A 15,397-nucleotide genomic window follows, 5' to 3' on the forward strand; every position below is an offset into this window, starting at 1 on the left:
AGGCCACATCGGCCATCGTGTGCTCCTAGATGAGGTACGGATTCTCGGACCTCATGAGCAAACCTCGCGTCACAGCCGTCCCGGCCTGCGTTGATGGCTTCCTTACGGGGAAGGGCGAGCCCTTGACGGTGCACATACGTGCCCTATACGCGCTCCATACGCGCCCCTGTCGTGCGCCCCTGGCGCAGAAAGGCCGGTGGGCCGTACCCCCTTTCCAGGGGGTACGGCCCACCGGCCTTTCTGCGGCTGTGCCGGGCGGCTGCCCGTATCAGCTCAGCGCACCTCGGTGATCTCGGGTCCGCGCTGGAGCTGGCCCATGCCACCGGAGAACTTCGAGCCCTCCTGGTTCTCCTGCTGGACGCCCTCGGGCACCATCTGGGCGTCGTCGGGGAGCTTGAGGACGATCGGGTCGCGCGGCGCCATCGGGCCCTCGCCACGGACGACCACGGTGTCCCGGAAGATCGTCTCCAGCAGCCCCGCGGCCTCCGGCTGCACGGCACCCTGGCCGGAGATCACTCCACGCAGGAACCAGCGCGGCCCGTCGACGCCGACGAAGCGCACCAGCTGCACGCCGTTCGTCCCGTCCGGGAGCTGTACGGGGACCTGGGCACGCAGCTCCCAGCCAAGCGGACCCTCGACCTCGTCGATGATCCCGCCCTGCTGGGTGATGCCGGAGGCGATCTCCTCGCGGACCTCGCCCCAGATGCCCTCCTTCTTGGGGGCGGCGAAGGCCTGCAGCTGGATGGCGCTGTCGCGCAGCACCACGGTCGCGGCGACGATCGCGTCACCGGCCACCTCGACGCGCAGTTCCATGCCCTCGACGCCGGGCACGAAGACGCCGCCCAGGTCGACCCGGCCCTCGCCGGGCTGGGAGACCTCGGTGATGTCCCACGGTCCGTCCGGCCGCGGCGCCGGCGGGAGATTCACCCGACGCGAGCCGCTGTCGGCTCCATCGGCGTCATCGAGCTCGTCGACGACCTGCTCGGCCTCGCGCGCTTCGTCCGCCACGTCCTCGGCGGAACCACTCTTCTTGCGACGTCCGAACACGTCACTGTCCTTCCCGGTCGGGTACGACCGAAGCGTAGCTGTTCCCGCCCTGGGTAATCCCGCCCCTGACGCCATCAACATCACCGGAAGCATGCCCTCCGGTAGATCCGAAGCCTCCCTCACCGCGGGCCGAGCCGGGTAGCTCCGCCACCTCGTGGAAGCGCACCTTCTCGACCTGCTGGACGACCAGTTGGGCAATCCGGTCGAACCGCTCGAACCGCACGGGCTCGCGCGGGTCGAGATTGATGACGATCACCTTGATCTCTCCACGGTACCCGGCATCAACCGTCCCCGGGGCATTCACAAGAGCGACTCCGCAGCGCGCGGCGAGGCCGGACCGCGGGTGCACGAACGCGGCGTATCCGTCGGGCAGCGCGATCGACACCCCGGTGGGCAGCACAGCCCGCTCGCCCGGGGCAAGCTCGGCGGCCTCGGTGGTCACCAGATCGACCCCGGCGTCGCCCGGGTGTCCGTAGGCCGGAATCGGCACGTCCGGGTCGACACGGCGGATAAGTACGTCTACGGGGTGACGCATCAGGGATTCACCTCGAACGCACGGACGCGCTTGGTCTGGTCCGGGTCGGCCATCGCTGCCTGGATCTCGGCCGGGCGGCCGTTCTCGATGAAGTGGTCGACCTTGACCTCGATGAAGAGGGCCTCGGCGCGGACCGCCACCGGTCCGTCCGGACCGCCGATCCGGCCGGTCGCCCGGGAGTAGATCTTCCGGCCGTGCACCGCGGTGACCTCGGCGTCCAGGTGCAGCACGGTGTCCACGGGCACCGGGCGCACGAAGTCGGTCTCCAGCCGCCCGGTCACCGCAATCACCCGCAGCAGCCAGTTCAGCGAGCCGAGCGTCTCGTCCAGCGCGGTGGCCAGGACGCCACCGTGGGCCAGGCCCGGGGCGCCCTGGTGGGCGGCCTTCACGGTGAACTCGGCGGTGATTCTGACACCCTCGCCGGCCCGCGCCTGGAGGTGCAGCCCGTGCGGCTGTCCTTCGCCGCACCCGAAACAGTGATCGTAGTGCGCGCCGAGGAGTTCGCCGGGGGCCGGGGCTTCGGGGTGCCGGACCGGTTTCACCGCGTCGGCCGGGGGCTTCAGAGCCACAGATGTTCCACTCACAGGCGCAGACCTTACCCGCGCGGCCACCCGCAGGTCGCGCCGTGCCAAGCTTGGATTCATGCAGCCTTCCACCCCGCCTTTCGACGAACGACTGACCGCGCCCCGTTCGTGGTGGCTCATCGCCTTCCTGGTCGGCATCGCCTGTGCCCTGATGCTGTTGCCGCTCGGCACCCTGCCCCTGCTGGCCGGTCTGGTGGGCGGAACGGCCCTGTCGGCGGTCGCGGTGAGCTCGTACGGTTCGGCCAGGATCCGGGTGGTCGCGGGCGCCCTGGTGGCCGGCGACGCGCAGATTCCGGTGACGGCGCTCGGCGAGGCCGAGGTGCTGGAGGCGGAGGAGGCACGCGCGTGGCGCTCGTACAAGGCGGACACCCGCGCGTTCATGCTGCTGCGCAGCTACATCCCGACGGCGGTCCGGGTCGAGGTCACCGACCCGCAGGACCCGACTCCGTACGTCTATCTGTCGACCCGCGAGCCGCAGGCCCTGGTCGCAGCGCTCAGCGCGGTGCGGGCCTAGCTTCGGGATTTCCCCCGGGAGGACTCCTCGCGGGCCCTCCCGGGCCCCACAGGCCCTGTCGGGCGGGGACCGGCCCCGTCCCGGCGCCTGGATGCCCTAGCTCTCCAGCTCGCCCGGGAGATCCTTGCGCAGGCCCCCCTGCCGCTCCAGCGGAGGCAGCTCCGGAAGCCGGTCCCAGGGGACCTGGCGCTTACGCAGGTCCTTCCTGACCCGTTCGGCAAGCTTTCTGGTGTCACGCCGGTTCATCATCGCGCCGACGGCGGCGCCGACCATGAACGGGAAGAGGTTCGGCAGATCGCGCACCATGCGCTTCGTGATCTGCTGGCGCAGCTCACGCCTCATCTGGCCGCCCAGCGCCGCATTGATCGTCGCGGGCTGGGTGACATCGATACCCCGCTCCTCCGTCCAGGACGTGAGGTAGGCGGTGGAACGGTGGGTGAGGCCTCCCGGCGGGCGCAGCCCGTAGACCTCGTGCAGCTCGGCGACGAGCTTCATCTCGATCGCGGCCACACCGGTGATCTCCGCCGCCAGTTCGGCGAGCATGGCGGGCGGTACGGGCATCATGGCCGCCGCGCCGATACCGGCGCCGACGGTTGCTGTGGCCCTGCTCGCGCCCGCGATGAGCTTGTCGGCGAGCTCCTCGGGCCCGAGGCCCGGGAACTGCTTGCGCAGGGTCGCGAGGTCGCGCACAGGGATGCGGGGAGCGGTCTCGATGATCAGGTCGGCGATATGACCGATCGCTGCCTTGGCGCTCTCCCCACCCTTGTGTACTCCCCGCTTCACTGAACTCAGACGGCCTGCCCCGGTCACGGACTCCGCCCTGTCGACCTGTCCGGCCCCATCGGCCGTGTCGACTCCTTCGACTCCTTCAACTGCCGCGACTGCTTCGAGCGAGGCCGACCGGCCCCGCTCGTCGTCCCGCTCACCCGGGGAGGGTGGCAGGGCGGACCGCTCAGCAGGCGCTGCTACGCCTTCTGCCGGGCCTGTGCCGCCCTGATTCGCCTCCGACGACCTCTTGCGCCGCAAGCGTCGCTTCCGGAACGGTGTGTCGCCTGCCACGGTTGGTTCGACCTAGTCGCAGTCGCGGCAGATCGGCTGACCGTTCTTCTCGCGCGCCAGCTGGCTCCTGTGGTGCACGAGGAAGCAGCTCATGCACGTGAACTCGTCGGCTTGCTTGGGCAGGACCCTCACGGCCAGCTCTTCGTTGGACAGGTCTGCTCCGGGCAGCTCCAGTCCCTCGGCCGCGTCGAACTCGTCGACGTCGACGGCGGACGCCGTCTTGTCGCTCCGGCGAGCCTTGAGCTCTTCAAGGCTGTCCTGGTCGACGTCGTCATCGGTCTTGCGTGGGGTGTCGTAATCCGTTGCCATGTCGCTCTCCCCCTCTGGGTGTCTGCGGTGTCTCAGCGCACGTAACGCGTGAGAGGCCGGACTTGTGCCCGACCTGAGGCGGAGATTTTGCCTCACATCAAGGTCTGTTACTCAATCGACACCCAAAAGGACCGCTCGGGAGTGGTCGCCTTGGGTGGCGATGGGGACCGTACACGGTCCCGGTCTCGCGCTTCACGGGCGCCACCCCGTGTACTTCCCGTGATATCGAACCCCGAAAACCCCGACTTTTGCGGGTTTTCCGGTGACGGCTCTGATCACGGAGCGTTGACATCCAGAAATTCGCTCCTGTGATCGATCACACACGGCAACCTCGGGCGCAGGTCCCGAAAATTCCGCTCAAAGCGAACAAAATAATTCGGGCACGACTCGCCCCGCCCAGCCTCTCAGACCGGAAGTGAGACGCGCATCACAAGACCACCGCCCTCGCGGGGCTCCGCGCCGATACGGCCGCCGTGAGCGCGCGCCACAGAGCGCGCGATCGACAGACCGAGCCCCACCCCCTTGTCGCTGCCTGTTCGCTCCGTACGCAGCCGCCTGAAGGGCTCGAAGAGGTTGTCGATCTCATACGCAGGCACCACTGGGCCCGTGTTCGAGACCACCAGCAAGGCCTGGCCGGACTGGAGCTCGGTGGTGACCTCCACCCAGCCCCCCTCCGGAACGTTGTAGCGCACAGCGTTCTGTACGAGGTTCAGTGCGATCCGCTCCAGCAGGACGCCGTTGCCCTGGATGACGGCCGGGGCCCGCTCGCCACGGATCTCCACGCCCCGCTCCTCGGCCTCGCCGTGCGTCTGGTCGATCGCTCGCGAGGCCACCTCGGCGAGGTCGACCGGTTTGCGCTCGACGATCTGGTTGTCGCTGCGGGCGAGCAGCAGCAGGCCCTCGACGAGCTGCTCACTGCGCTCATTGGTGGCCAGCAGGGTCTTGCCGAGCTGCTTCAGCTCCGGCGGGGCCTGGGGGTCGGAGAGATGGACCTCGAGCAGCGTGCGGTTGATCGCGAGCGGGGTACGCAGTTCGTGCGATGCGTTCCCGACGAACCGTTGTTGGGCGGTGAAGGCGCGCTCCAGGCGGTCGAGCATCTCGTCGAAGGTGTCGGCGAGCTCCTTCAGCTCGTCGTCCGGGCCGTCCAGCTCGATCCGGCGGGACAGATCGGTTCCGGCCACCTGGCGGGCGGTGCGGGTGATCCGGCCCAGCGGGGAGAGCACCCGGCCCGCCATGGCGTACCCGAAGGCGAAGGCGATGACGCTGAGGCCGACCAGCGCCAGCAGCGACCGGTTGAGGAGGGTGTCCAGCGCCTGCTGGCGCTGGTGGTTGACGCAGGTGTTCATGGCCGCGTTGGCGGCGTCGGGTGTGGTCTTGCCGCTGAAGTTGCACACGTCACTGGCGACCTGGCCGCTCACGATCTTGAACGGCAGCTCGCTGCCCACATGGAGGGCCTCGGCTGCCAGCATGTAGATGATCGCCAGCAGCAGGATGCCGGCGATCAGGAACATGCCGCCGTAGAGCAGCGTGAGCCGTATCCGGATGGTCGGACGCAGCCAGTACGGCGGCTCCTGCTGTTTGGGCTCCCAGGTGGGCTTCGGGGGCGCCGTCGGCGGCGCCGGGACGTTGGGCATCGGCCGTCAGATCCGGTAGCCGGAGCCGGGCACGGTGACGATCACCGGCGGTTCGCCGAGTTTGCGGCGCAGTGTCATGACGGTCACCCGGACGACATTGGTGAACGGGTCGGTGTTCTCGTCCCATGCCTTCTCCAGCAGCTGCTCGGCCGAGACGACCGCGCCCTCGCTGCGCATCAGGACCTCCAGCACGGCAAATTCCTTCGGCGCGAGCTGGATCTCCGCCTCGCCCCGGAAGACCTCGCGGCGGTTGGGGTCGAGCTTGATTCCGGCGCGCTCCAGGACGGGCGGCAGGGCCACCGTCGTGCGCCGGCCCAGCGCCCGTACCCGCGCGGTGAGCTCGCTGAAGGCGAACGGCTTGGGCAGATAGTCGTCGGCGCCCAGCTCCAGCCCCTCCACCCGGTCGCTGACGTCCCCGGACGCGGTGAGCATGAGCACCCGGGTGGGCATGCCCAGTTCGACGATCCGTCGGCAGACGTCGTCGCCGTGCACCAGGGGGAGGTCCCGGTCCAGCACCACGACGTCGTAGTCGTTGACCTCGACGCGCTCCAGGGCCGCCGCACCGTCGTACACGACATCGACGGCCATGGCCTCACGGCGCAATCCGGTGGCCACCGCATCGGCGAGCAACTGCTCGTCCTCAACGACGAGTACGCGCACGGCGCTGTCCTTCCTTAGAAACTTCAGTAGGTGACTTCAGAACGTCCCGACGTGACCACGGTCCGTGGTCCGGACCGCTCATCGGCACTGGTCTGCGGCTCCATCCTGCCCTCAACGCGTATAAACCGGCGGTAAGACGACGCTGGCCGACCTGGGGCTCCGGGGAAATCACCGGATTTCCGGGCCAGTTGAGGTTTCTCTGAGCTTTGGGCTGGGGAGGACGAATTCACACCCGCGATCACGCCTTGAATGTGGCGTGCCACAGGCCGCTCCGTCCCCGGAGAGCGCGTGATCACCCGCCCTACCGCCTCCGTGCGGAGGGAAACCCGGGCACACCCCCGTGCCACCGACCCACGATGAGGGGGCGCATTATGGACGCTTTCACCGCAGGTCTGCTGCAACGAATCAAGACCACCGAGTCCGACCTCACGAAAGCTCGGGAGACGGGCGACGACTTCCTCGCGGATGTCGAGCAGGGCGAGCTGGACGACCTGCACCGCCTCGCCGCCGAGCACGGCGTTGAAATCGGCGCCACCAGCGTCTGAGCCACGCGAGAAGGGCCCCTGATGCCGCAACCGGCGTCAGGGGCCCTTCTCGCGTCCAGAAGAACCCGGTCGACCGGGTTCTAGTCGTGCCAGGCTCCGAGCTCCTCCAGGAGGCCCTGCAGGGGCTCGAAGACACCCGGCGTCGCGGCGACGGTCAGATCACCGTCGGCGGGCAGCCCGGGGCGGCCGCCGGTGCGGGCGCCCGCCTCGCGGGCGATGAGGTCGCCGGCCGCCAGGTCCCACGGGTGGAGCCCACGCTCGTAGTAGCCGTCGAGGCGGCCGGACGCCACATCGCAGAGGTCCACGGCGGCGGAGCCGCTGCGCCGGATGTCACGCAGCCGCGGGATCAGCTTCTGGGCCACGTCCGCCTGGTGCGCACGGACGTGGCCGACGTAGTTGAAGCCGGTCGAGACGAGCGCCTCGTCGAGCGGCGGCGCGGACCGGCAGCGAAGGGAGGTGCCTTCGCCGTACGCACCGCCCTTCGCATATGCACCGCCGCCGAGCACCGCCTGGTACGTCTCACGGCGCATCGGTGCCTCCACCACGCCCACGACCCGCTCGCCGTCCCGTTCAGCGGCGATGGAGACGGCCCAGGTCGGCAGTCCGTACAGGTAGTTGACGGTGCCGTCGAGCGGGTCGATGACCCATCGGATACCGCTGCTGCCCTCCGCGCTCGCTCCTTCCTCACCGAGAAAGCCGTCCTGGGGGCGGCGCTCGGTGAGGAAGCCGGTGATCAGCTTCTCGGCGGCGATGTCCATCTCGGTGACGACGTCGATCGGGCTGGACTTGGTCGCGGCCACCCCCAGATCGGCCGGGCGGCCGTCGCGCAGCAGCGCACCGGCACGGCGGGCGGCCTCCAGGGCGAGGTCGAGCAGTTCGGACAGGTTCGGGTCGGTCACGGCGCTCCAGGGGGCTCTAGGCGTAAGGCAGGGGCTCTTTTACACGTACGGGCTGTCGGCGCCCGCGACGGCGGGCTTGAGGGCCCGGGCCGGGCAGCAGCCGACCGGGCAGAGGTCATGGCTCGGGCCGAGCGCGCCCAGCGCACACCGCTGCGCGATGCGCCCCCGTTCGGTGGCGGCGCGCTCCAGCACCAGTTCGCGCACGGCCGCGGCGAACCGCGGGTCGGCGCCCACGGTCGCGGACCTGCGCACCGGAAGTCCGAGTTCGGCGGCCTTCGCGGTGGCCTCCGTGTCGAGGTCGTACAGCACTTCCATGTGGTCCGAGACGAAACCGATGGGGGCCATCACCACGGCGGGGACGCCTTCGCCGTGCAACGTCTCCAGGTGGTCGCAGATGTCGGGCTCCAGCCACGGGATGTGCGGGGCGCCGCTGCGCGACTGGTAGACGAGCTGCCAGGGGTACTCGACGCCGGTCTCCTCGCGTACCGCGTCGACGATCAGGCGGGCGACGTCGAGGTGTTCGGCGACGTAGGCGCCGCCGTCGCCGTGCTCCTCCACGGGGCCGGAGGTGTCGGCGGCGGAGACGGGGATGGAGTGCGTGGTGAAGGCGATGTGCGCTCCCGCCCTTACGTCCTCGGGGAGGTCGGCCAGGGAGGCGAGGACGCCGTCCACCATGGGCCGTACGAACCCGGGATGGTTGAAGTAGTGCCGGAGCTTGTCGACCCGGGGCACCGGCAGCCCCTCGGCCTCCAGGGCGGCCAGCGACTCGGCGAGGTTCTCGCGGTACTGCCGGCAGCCGGAGTAGGAGGCGTATGCGCTGGTGGCGAGGACTGCGATGCGGCGGTGTCCGTCCGCGGTCATCTCGCGCAGGGTGTCGGTGAGGTACGGCGCCCAATTGCGGTTGCCCCAGTACACCGGCAGATCGAGTCCGTGCTCCGCGAAGTCCTTGCGCAGGGCCTCCAGCAAGGCCCTGTTCTGGGCGTTGATCGGGCTGACGCCACCGAACAGGAAGTAGTGCTTGCCGACTTCCTTCAGCCGCTCCTCGGGGATGCCACGGCCTCGGGTCACGTTCGCCAGGAACGGGACCACGTCGTCCGGGCCTTCGGGGCCGCCGAAGGAGAGCAGCAGCAGGGCGTCATAGGGAGCGGGATCGCGCAGATCGGACATGGCATCGATCCTGCCACTCGCCTCGGACAGCGCTCCCATCGACATCGGCTCCCGGGCCCACCCCGGTGTCGCACGGACCACCCGAACCATAAGCTGTATCGGCTACGTTCACGCATTACAAGCGCGTGTGATCACGCTGTTCCGGAGCCCTCCTTTGCCCAGTCCCTACCGCGCGATTTTCGCCGCCCCCGGCACCAAGGGGTTCTCGGCTGCCGGATTCCTCGGCCGGATGCCGCTGTCCATGATGGGCATCGGTGTGGTCACCATGGTGTCCCAGCTCACCGGCCGCTACGGGCTCGCGGGCGCGCTCTCCGCGACGCTGGCGATGTCGGCGGCGGTCATCGGCCCGCTGATCTCCCGGCTCGTCGACCGGCACGGGCAGCGCCGCGTCCTGCGTCCCGCCACCCTGGTCGCGCTGGCGGCGGTGGCCGGTCTCCTGATCTGCGCGCAGCAGCGGCTGGCGGACTGGACGCTCTTCGTCTTCGCGGCGGGCGCCGGATGCGTCCCCAGCGTGGGTTCGATGATCCGGGCCCGCTGGGCGGAGATCTACCGCGGTTCACCGCGGCAGCTGCACACCGCGTACTCATGGGAGTCGATCGTCGACGAGGTGTGCTTCATCTTCGGGCCGATCATCTCGATCGGTCTGTCCACCGCCTGGTTCCCCGAGGCGGGGCCGCTTCTCGCCGCAGGGTTCCTGCTGGTCGGTGTCTTCTGGCTGACCGCTCAGCGCGCCACCGAGCCGGTGCCGCATCCGCGCGAGCAGCACACCGGCGGTTCCGCGCTGCGCTCGCGGGGCCTCCAGGTGCTCGTGGTCACGTTCGTGGCGACCGGTGCGATCTTCGGAGCGGTCGACGTGGTGACGGTGGCCTTCGCCGAGGAGCAGGGTCACAAGGCCGCGGCGAGCCTCGTGTTGGCCGTGTACGCGCTGGGGTCCTGCCTGGCCGGAGCGGTCTTCGGTCTGCTGCACCTCAAGGGGAAGCCGTCCACCCGGTGGCTGGTGGGTGTGTGTGCGATGGCCGTGAGTATGATCCCCCTCCAACTGGCCGGGAACCTCCCGTTTCTGGCCGTGGCGCTCTTTGTCGCGGGCCTCGCCATCGCACCCACGATGGTCACCACCATGGCCCTCGTCGAGCAACACGTACCGCGCACCGAACTGACCGAGGGCATGACCTGGACCAGCACCGGGCTCGCCGTCGGTGTGGCGCTCGGCTCCTCGGCCGCAGGCTGGGTGGTCGACGCGTCCGGAGCCGAGGCGGGGTACGCGGTGCCCGCCGTGGCGGGAGCGCTCGCGGCCGCGGTGGCGTTCCTGGGGTATCGCCGGCTCAGCGGGCCGGTTCCTACGGAAGGGCGCGGGAAAGATGACCGACACCGACGCACGGACGACGACGAGCGCGTGGCGTAACTGGGCGGGGAACGTCAGCGCCCGTCCGGCACGGGCCGTGTCCCCCGCCTCCGTGGCGGAGCTCGCCGAGGTGCTGCGCCGCGCGTCCGAGGACGGTCTGAGGGTGAAGCCGGTCGGCACCGGGCACTCGTTCACCGCGACGGCGGCCACCGACGGTGTGCTGATCCGTCCGGATCTGCTCACCGGCATCCGGGAGATCGACCGCAAGGCGATGACGGTGACCGTCGAGGCAGGCACCCCGCTGAAGCGGCTGAACACCGCCCTGGCGCGGGAGGGCCTGTCGCTGACCAACATGGGCGACATCATGGAACAGACGGTCGCCGGCGCCACCTCGACCGGCACCCATGGCACCGGCCGCGACTCGGCGTCCATATCCGCCCAGATCCGCGCCCTCGAACTGGTGACGGCGGACGGCACGGTGCTGACCTGTTCGGAGAAGGAGAACGCCGACATCTTCGCCGTCGCCCGGATCGGGCTCGGCGCCCTGGGGGTCGTCACGGCGATCACCTTCGCCGTGGAGCCGGTCTTCCTGCTGACGGCCCGTGAGGAGCCGATGAGCTTCGACCGGGTCACGGACGACTTCGACGAGCTGGTCGCCGAGAACGAACACTTCGAGTTCTACTGGTTCCCGCACACCGGCAACTGCAACACCAAGCGCAACAACCGCAGCGCGGGCCCCGCCGCCCCGCCCGGAAAGGTCAGCGGCTGGATCGAGGACGAGCTCCTCTCCAACGGGATCTTCCAGGTGGCCTGTTCGCTCGGCCGGGCGGTTCCCGCCGCCATTCCGTCGATCGCCAAGCTCTCCAGCCGCGCCCTGTCGGCCCGTACGTACACCGACATCCCGTACAAGGTCTTCACCAGCCCGCGCCGGGTCCGCTTCGTGGAGATGGAGTACGCGCTGCCGCGCGAGGCCGTCGTGGAGGCGCTGCGCGAGGTCAAGGCGATGGTCGAGCGTTCACCCCTGCGGATCAGCTTCCCGGTGGAGGTCCGTACCGCCCCCGCGGACGACATCGCGCTCTCCACGGCCTCGGGCCGTCAGAGCGCGTACATCGCCGTCCATCTGTACAAGGGCACGCCCTACCAGGCGTACTTCACCGCCGTCGAGCGGATCATGACCGCCCACGCCGGCCGCCCGCACTGGGGCAAGGTCAACACCCGCGACGCCGAGTACCTCGCCGGGGTGTATCCGCGGTTCGGCGAGTTCACCGCCGTACGCGACCGGCTGGACCCGGACCGTCTCTTCGGCAACGACTATCTGCGCCGGGTGCTGGGCGACTGAGCGCCGCGGCCGTTCACTGCGCGGTGCCCGTGCCGCTGGTGGCGTGGTCGCCCTGCACCGTGGCGCCGCCCGCACCCGCCGGGTCCGGGCCGGCTGTGCTGCCGTCGCCGGGCGCTGCCGGGGAGGGCGTGGCCGCCGGGGGCGGATTCGTCTGGCCACCTGTGTTGTCGGACGGTGTGGGGCTGGGCGTCGGATCGGCCGAGGAGCCGTCGCCCTGACCCGAGTCCGGGCTCCGGCTCTGTCCGCCCTGCGAATCCGTACCGGGCGTCGCGCCGCTCTCCTGGTCCGGAGTCCGCCCCTGGCCGGGATCGGTGCTGGTCGCCGGTGCCGGGTCGTGCGACCCGGAGCCCCGCTCCCCGCCGCGTACGACGGAGCCGACGGTCGTTCCTTTGCCACCGCTCAGGTCGTTGCCGGAGACCAGTTCGAACGTGGTGATGCCGACCATCGTCACGGCGAAGACCACGACCGCCCCGAGCGCCGACCTCTTCCAGCCGCGGATGCGGGTGCCGTGGGTGGTGGCTTCGGAGAACTCCTCGTCCGGGACCGGGCGCCCCGTGGTGAGCAACTGGGTCCCGTCGAGCGGCCTCAGCAACTGCGTACGGTCCGGATCGTCTGCCACGTTGCGCAGTACGGTCGTGGCGTCCGTCTCGCGCTGCACGGCCGTGGCTACGCGCGCACCACCCGTCTCACGCGTATGTACGGTCACCTCGCGGCCCGGGTGCTTCACCTGGACCGTGACCTCGCGGATCTGCTCCCCCGTGCGGCGGAAGAAGTGCTGGAAGACCGAACCGCCGCATGTGGCGACGACGCTCATCACCCCGGCACCGAGGATCGTTCCGTACACGCCCAGCTGGGAGGCCGCCACCGCTGCCGCGACTGCTGCCACGGCGCTGCCCGCCACCTGCGGCAGGCTCAGATCTATACGCCTTTCTTTGGGTTCTATGTCACTTTCTGGCTTCTGCACCATTTCCAGCCCTTGGTTGACATCTCTCCCACCATGCAACAGGAAGGGACATTTGAGCGAAGTGAATAGTTCCGCTTCGGGAGATTCTGTGAAGCAGGACACGCATGGAGGTCGCCCCGCACCCGGCCGGGTGGCCCAACTCCCGCACCTCACGAGAACTTCGGCGGCGCGGCGGTCCACCCACATGGCCCGAATGGAGTACTGTGGCGAGCCCTGGGGCCGGACTCCCACGTGGGCGTCCGGGATCTTCGGGAGGGGGCCGAAGGAGGCACTCGATCCGGCGGCGCCACGGCATCGCACGGAGACTGGCTACATGAAGCGACCATCAGTCACTTCGTGTTGCACAATAGGTCACCGTGTCATATCGGCGATCAAGGGCTCACGCCCGACACGCCGGGCAACACGGCAATGTTGTGGCAGGCTGCACCCGGGCAGGCCACACTCGACTAGCGGAAGCAGCGACGCACGTGACGTCGGCAGGCACCACCCGGGAGGTCCCCATGCCCGAACTGCGTGTCGTGGCCGTCTCCAACGACGGCACACGACTGGTGCTCAAGGCTGCGGACAGCACGGAGTACACGCTTCCGATCGACGAGCGGCTGCGAGCCGCCGTGCGCAACGACCGCGCGCGGCTCGGCCAGATCGAGATCGAGGTGGAGAGTCACCTCCGCCCCCGCGACATCCAGGCCCGGATACGAGCCGGTGCCTCCGCGGAGGAGGTTGCTCAGTTCGCCGGGATTCCGGTCGACCGTGTCCGCCGCTTCGAGGGCCCTGTGCTCGCGGAGCGTGCCTTCATGGCCGAGCGGGCCCGGAAGACTCCCGTGCGCCGTCCCGGCGAGAACACCGGCCCCCAGCTCGGCGAGGCGGTGCAGGAGCGACTGCTGCTGCGTGGCGCCGACAAGGAGACCGTCCAGTGGGACTCCTGGCGCCGTGACGACGGCACCTGGGAAGTCCTGCTGGTCTACCGGGTCGCGGGCGAGCCGCACTCGGCGAGCTGGACGTACGACCCGCCGCGCCGGCTGGTCCAGGCCGTGGACGACGAGGCGCGTTCACTGATCGGCGAGACCGACGACGTCGCCGCGCCCGAGCCGAGCTTCCCGTTCGTGCCGCGGATCGCCCGGCTGCCCCGCGACCGGCCGCTGGACCGTGCCCTGGACCGCCAGATGGAGCGCCCCACGGCGCCCGTGCCCGAGCCGGAAGAGCACATCGGCATCGGAGGCATCTCGGCCGGCGAGCGCGATTCGCTGACCAGCCTGCTGGAGGCGGTGCCGAGCTTCCGCGGCGACATGGTGGTGCCGGAGCGGCCCGCACCGCCCGAGCCTCCGGCCATCGAGCCCGCCGTGCAGGAGCCGGAGGCCGACGAGCCGCCGGCCGCGGCAGCCTCCGCAGGCGCCGGTTCCGCCTACGCGGATGTGCTCATGCCGCGAGCGGTGGCCGGCCACCGCGACCGACTGACCGGGACGACGGACCGCCAGGCCGAGGCGGACGGCGTCCGACCGGGCCGCCGGGCCGCCGTGCCGAGCTGGGACGAGATCGTCTTCGGTACACGCCGGAAGAAGCAGGACTGAGGCGGGGTGACCGCAGCATGACGAGGGCCCGTACGCCGTTGCGTACGGGCCCTCATGCGGCATGCGGACCTCGTGCCGTGCGCGCCGCTCGTACCGCATGCATCCCTCGTACCGTGTGCGCCGCTCGTACCGTGCGCGTACGGAACCTGTTACGGCGGTTCCTGGCCCTCGGGCCGGTGTGCGCTCCGTTACTGGGGGTCGGGGCCCTTTGCGACCGGGCGGGACGCGTCACCGGACCACTCGGACCAGGAGCCCGCGTACAGCGCCGCCGGGACCCCGGCAACGGCCAGGGCCAGCACCTCATGGGCGGCGGAGACACCGGAGCCGCAGTAGACGCCCACCTCCGGCGCCCGGTCGGCACCGAGCTTCTCGAAGCGTGCCGCCAGCGATTCGGCGGGCAGGAATCGGCCGTCGTCCCCCGCGTTCTCGGAGGTCGGGGCCGAGACTGCACCCGGGATGTGGCCGCCCACCCGGTCGATCGGCTCCACATCGCCCCGGTAGCGCTCGGCGGCTCGCGCGTCGAGCAGCAGACCCGAGCGGGCCAGTGCCGCCGCCCCGTCCGCGTCCAGCAGCGGCAGAGCGCCGGGTACGGGCCGGAAGTCACCCTCGGCCGGGGTCGGGGTCTCCGTCTGGAGCTCCCCCTTCCAGGCCGCGAGACCGCCGTCCAGGACCCGGACGTCCTCGTGCCCCGTCCAGCGCAGCAGCCACCAGGCGCGCGCCGCCGCCCAGCCCTGACCGCCGTCGTACACGACCACGGGATTGTCACGGGAGACCCCGGCTCGGCGCATCACCGCGCCGAATTCCTCCGGATCGGGCAGCGGGTGACGGCCGCCGCTGCCTGCCGGACCGGCAAGTTCCGCATCAAGATCGACGAATACCGCACCGGGGATGTGCCCGGCCTCGTAGCCGGGACGGCCGTGCGGGCCGCCCAGCTGCCAACGTACGTCCAGGAGCACCGGCGGACGTGGCCCCGCCGACTCGCTCGCGCATTCGGATGCGGTGATGATGGGCTTCATGGGTGCCATCCTCGCGCAGGAGCCGCCCCACCCGTAACACCTTTGAAACGGACGCATCGCATGAAACCGGACTCTCTCTGTCGAGATCCCGGAAAGTGCGGCGCGGCCGGGGCACATCGTGCGCCGGGTGGTGCAAGCATCTGCACGGGGCGTACACATCCTGTACCGCACGGCGGCACACCGGCCCCGTTCCCCCCGTACGGCCACCACGATGG

Annotated in this window: 16 protein-coding genes; 5 read left to right on the forward strand and 11 right to left on the reverse strand. The window is 70.2% G+C overall.

Features of this window, described 5'->3' with window-relative positions; all coding sequences use genetic code 11:
• Positions 1 to 273 precede the first annotated feature (273 nt).
• The 3 genes from NRF20_RS12005 to NRF20_RS12015 are packed head-to-tail and all read right to left on the reverse strand — an operon-like array spanning position 274 to position 2,166.
• On the reverse strand, positions 274 to 1,047 hold the full coding sequence (locus NRF20_RS12005) for a DUF3710 domain-containing protein (protein ID WP_114247111.1): 774 nt from the start codon (positions 1,045 to 1,047) through the stop codon (positions 274 to 276).
• Between the two features lies 1 nt (position 1,048).
• Positions 1,049 to 1,582 carry a dUTP diphosphatase gene (gene dut / locus NRF20_RS12010; RefSeq protein ID WP_093898960.1) on the reverse strand — a complete coding sequence of 178 codons (534 nt, stop codon included), beginning with the start codon at positions 1,580 to 1,582 and terminating at the stop codon, positions 1,049 to 1,051.
• Positions 1,582 to 2,166 carry a PaaI family thioesterase gene (locus NRF20_RS12015; RefSeq protein WP_266357088.1) on the reverse strand — a complete coding sequence of 195 codons (585 nt, stop codon included), beginning with the start codon at positions 2,164 to 2,166 and terminating at the stop codon, positions 1,582 to 1,584. Before NRF20_RS12015 ends, dut begins: the two co-directional genes overlap by 1 nt.
• Before the next feature lie 58 nt (positions 2,167 to 2,224).
• Between NRF20_RS12015 and NRF20_RS12020 the strand changes: the two genes are divergently transcribed.
• Positions 2,225 to 2,680: a DUF3093 domain-containing protein gene (locus NRF20_RS12020; protein WP_266357089.1), complete on the forward strand. Its 456-nt coding sequence runs from the start codon at positions 2,225 to 2,227 to the stop codon at positions 2,678 to 2,680.
• A gap of 96 nt (positions 2,681 to 2,776) precedes the next feature.
• Here NRF20_RS12020 and NRF20_RS12025 read toward each other — a convergent pair whose 3' ends face one another.
• The 4 genes from NRF20_RS12025 to NRF20_RS12040 form a co-directional block, all read right to left on the reverse strand.
• Positions 2,777 to 3,739 carry a hypothetical protein gene (locus NRF20_RS12025; protein ID WP_266357090.1) on the reverse strand — a complete coding sequence of 321 codons (963 nt, stop codon included), beginning with the start codon at positions 3,737 to 3,739 and terminating at the stop codon, positions 2,777 to 2,779.
• A 12-nt stretch (positions 3,740 to 3,751) separates the two neighbouring features.
• Positions 3,752 to 4,048, reverse strand: a complete 297-nt coding sequence (locus tag NRF20_RS12030; protein WP_003965732.1) for a DUF4193 domain-containing protein — start codon at positions 4,046 to 4,048, stop codon at positions 3,752 to 3,754.
• Between the two features lie 404 nt (positions 4,049 to 4,452).
• A complete protein-coding gene (locus NRF20_RS12035) occupies positions 4,453 to 5,682 on the reverse strand; it encodes a sensor histidine kinase (RefSeq protein ID WP_398630497.1) in 1,230 nt (409 codons plus the stop codon).
• Positions 5,683 to 5,688: 6 nt separating this feature from the next.
• Positions 5,689 to 6,342, reverse strand: coding sequence for a response regulator transcription factor (locus NRF20_RS12040; RefSeq protein ID WP_266357093.1), 654 nt, complete (start codon positions 6,340 to 6,342; stop codon positions 5,689 to 5,691).
• Positions 6,343 to 6,713: 371 nt separating this feature from the next.
• On the opposite strand from NRF20_RS12040, the gene NRF20_RS12045 reads away from it, so the two are divergent.
• The gene (locus tag NRF20_RS12045) at positions 6,714 to 6,887 is read left to right on the forward strand and encodes a hypothetical protein (protein WP_176740391.1); all 174 of its coding nucleotides are present in this window, start codon (positions 6,714 to 6,716) and stop codon (positions 6,885 to 6,887) included.
• An 80-nt stretch (positions 6,888 to 6,967) separates the two neighbouring features.
• Here the strand turns inward: NRF20_RS12045 and NRF20_RS12050 are convergent, their stop codons facing one another.
• The gene (locus NRF20_RS12050; RefSeq protein ID WP_398630496.1) at positions 6,968 to 7,786 is read right to left on the reverse strand and encodes an inositol monophosphatase family protein; all 819 of its coding nucleotides are present in this window, start codon (positions 7,784 to 7,786) and stop codon (positions 6,968 to 6,970) included.
• Positions 7,787 to 7,825: 39 nt separating this feature from the next.
• Positions 7,826 to 8,953, reverse strand: a complete 1,128-nt coding sequence (locus NRF20_RS12055) for a ferrochelatase (RefSeq protein ID WP_413752566.1) — start codon at positions 8,951 to 8,953, stop codon at positions 7,826 to 7,828.
• A gap of 154 nt (positions 8,954 to 9,107) precedes the next feature.
• Between NRF20_RS12055 and NRF20_RS12060 the strand changes: the two genes are divergently transcribed.
• Together NRF20_RS12060 and NRF20_RS12065 are read left to right on the forward strand one after the other, a co-directional pair.
• Positions 9,108 to 10,355, forward strand: coding sequence for an MFS transporter (locus NRF20_RS12060; RefSeq protein ID WP_266357099.1), 1,248 nt, complete (start codon positions 9,108 to 9,110; stop codon positions 10,353 to 10,355).
• A complete protein-coding gene (locus tag NRF20_RS12065; protein WP_398630494.1) occupies positions 10,312 to 11,634 on the forward strand; it encodes a D-arabinono-1,4-lactone oxidase in 1,323 nt (440 codons plus the stop codon). The genes NRF20_RS12060 and NRF20_RS12065 overlap by 44 nt, the downstream gene beginning before the upstream one ends.
• Positions 11,635 to 11,647: 13 nt before the next feature.
• Here the strand turns inward: NRF20_RS12065 and NRF20_RS12070 are convergent, their stop codons facing one another.
• Positions 11,648 to 12,601 carry a hypothetical protein gene (locus tag NRF20_RS12070; protein ID WP_398630493.1) on the reverse strand — a complete coding sequence of 318 codons (954 nt, stop codon included), beginning with the start codon at positions 12,599 to 12,601 and terminating at the stop codon, positions 11,648 to 11,650.
• 497 nt (positions 12,602 to 13,098) lie between these two features.
• Between NRF20_RS12070 and sepH the strand changes: the two genes are divergently transcribed.
• A complete protein-coding gene (sepH, locus tag NRF20_RS12075) occupies positions 13,099 to 14,166 on the forward strand; it encodes a septation protein SepH (protein WP_398630492.1) in 1,068 nt (355 codons plus the stop codon).
• A gap of 188 nt (positions 14,167 to 14,354) precedes the next feature.
• Here the strand turns inward: sepH and NRF20_RS12080 are convergent, their stop codons facing one another.
• On the reverse strand, positions 14,355 to 15,182 hold the full coding sequence (locus NRF20_RS12080; RefSeq protein ID WP_398630491.1) for a sulfurtransferase: 828 nt from the start codon (positions 15,180 to 15,182) through the stop codon (positions 14,355 to 14,357).
• Positions 15,183 to 15,397 lie beyond the last annotated feature (215 nt).

Source organism: Streptomyces sp. R-74717, from assembly GCF_047305335.1.
In the GTDB taxonomy this organism is placed as follows: domain Bacteria; phylum Actinomycetota; class Actinomycetes; order Streptomycetales; family Streptomycetaceae; genus Streptomyces; species Streptomyces atratus.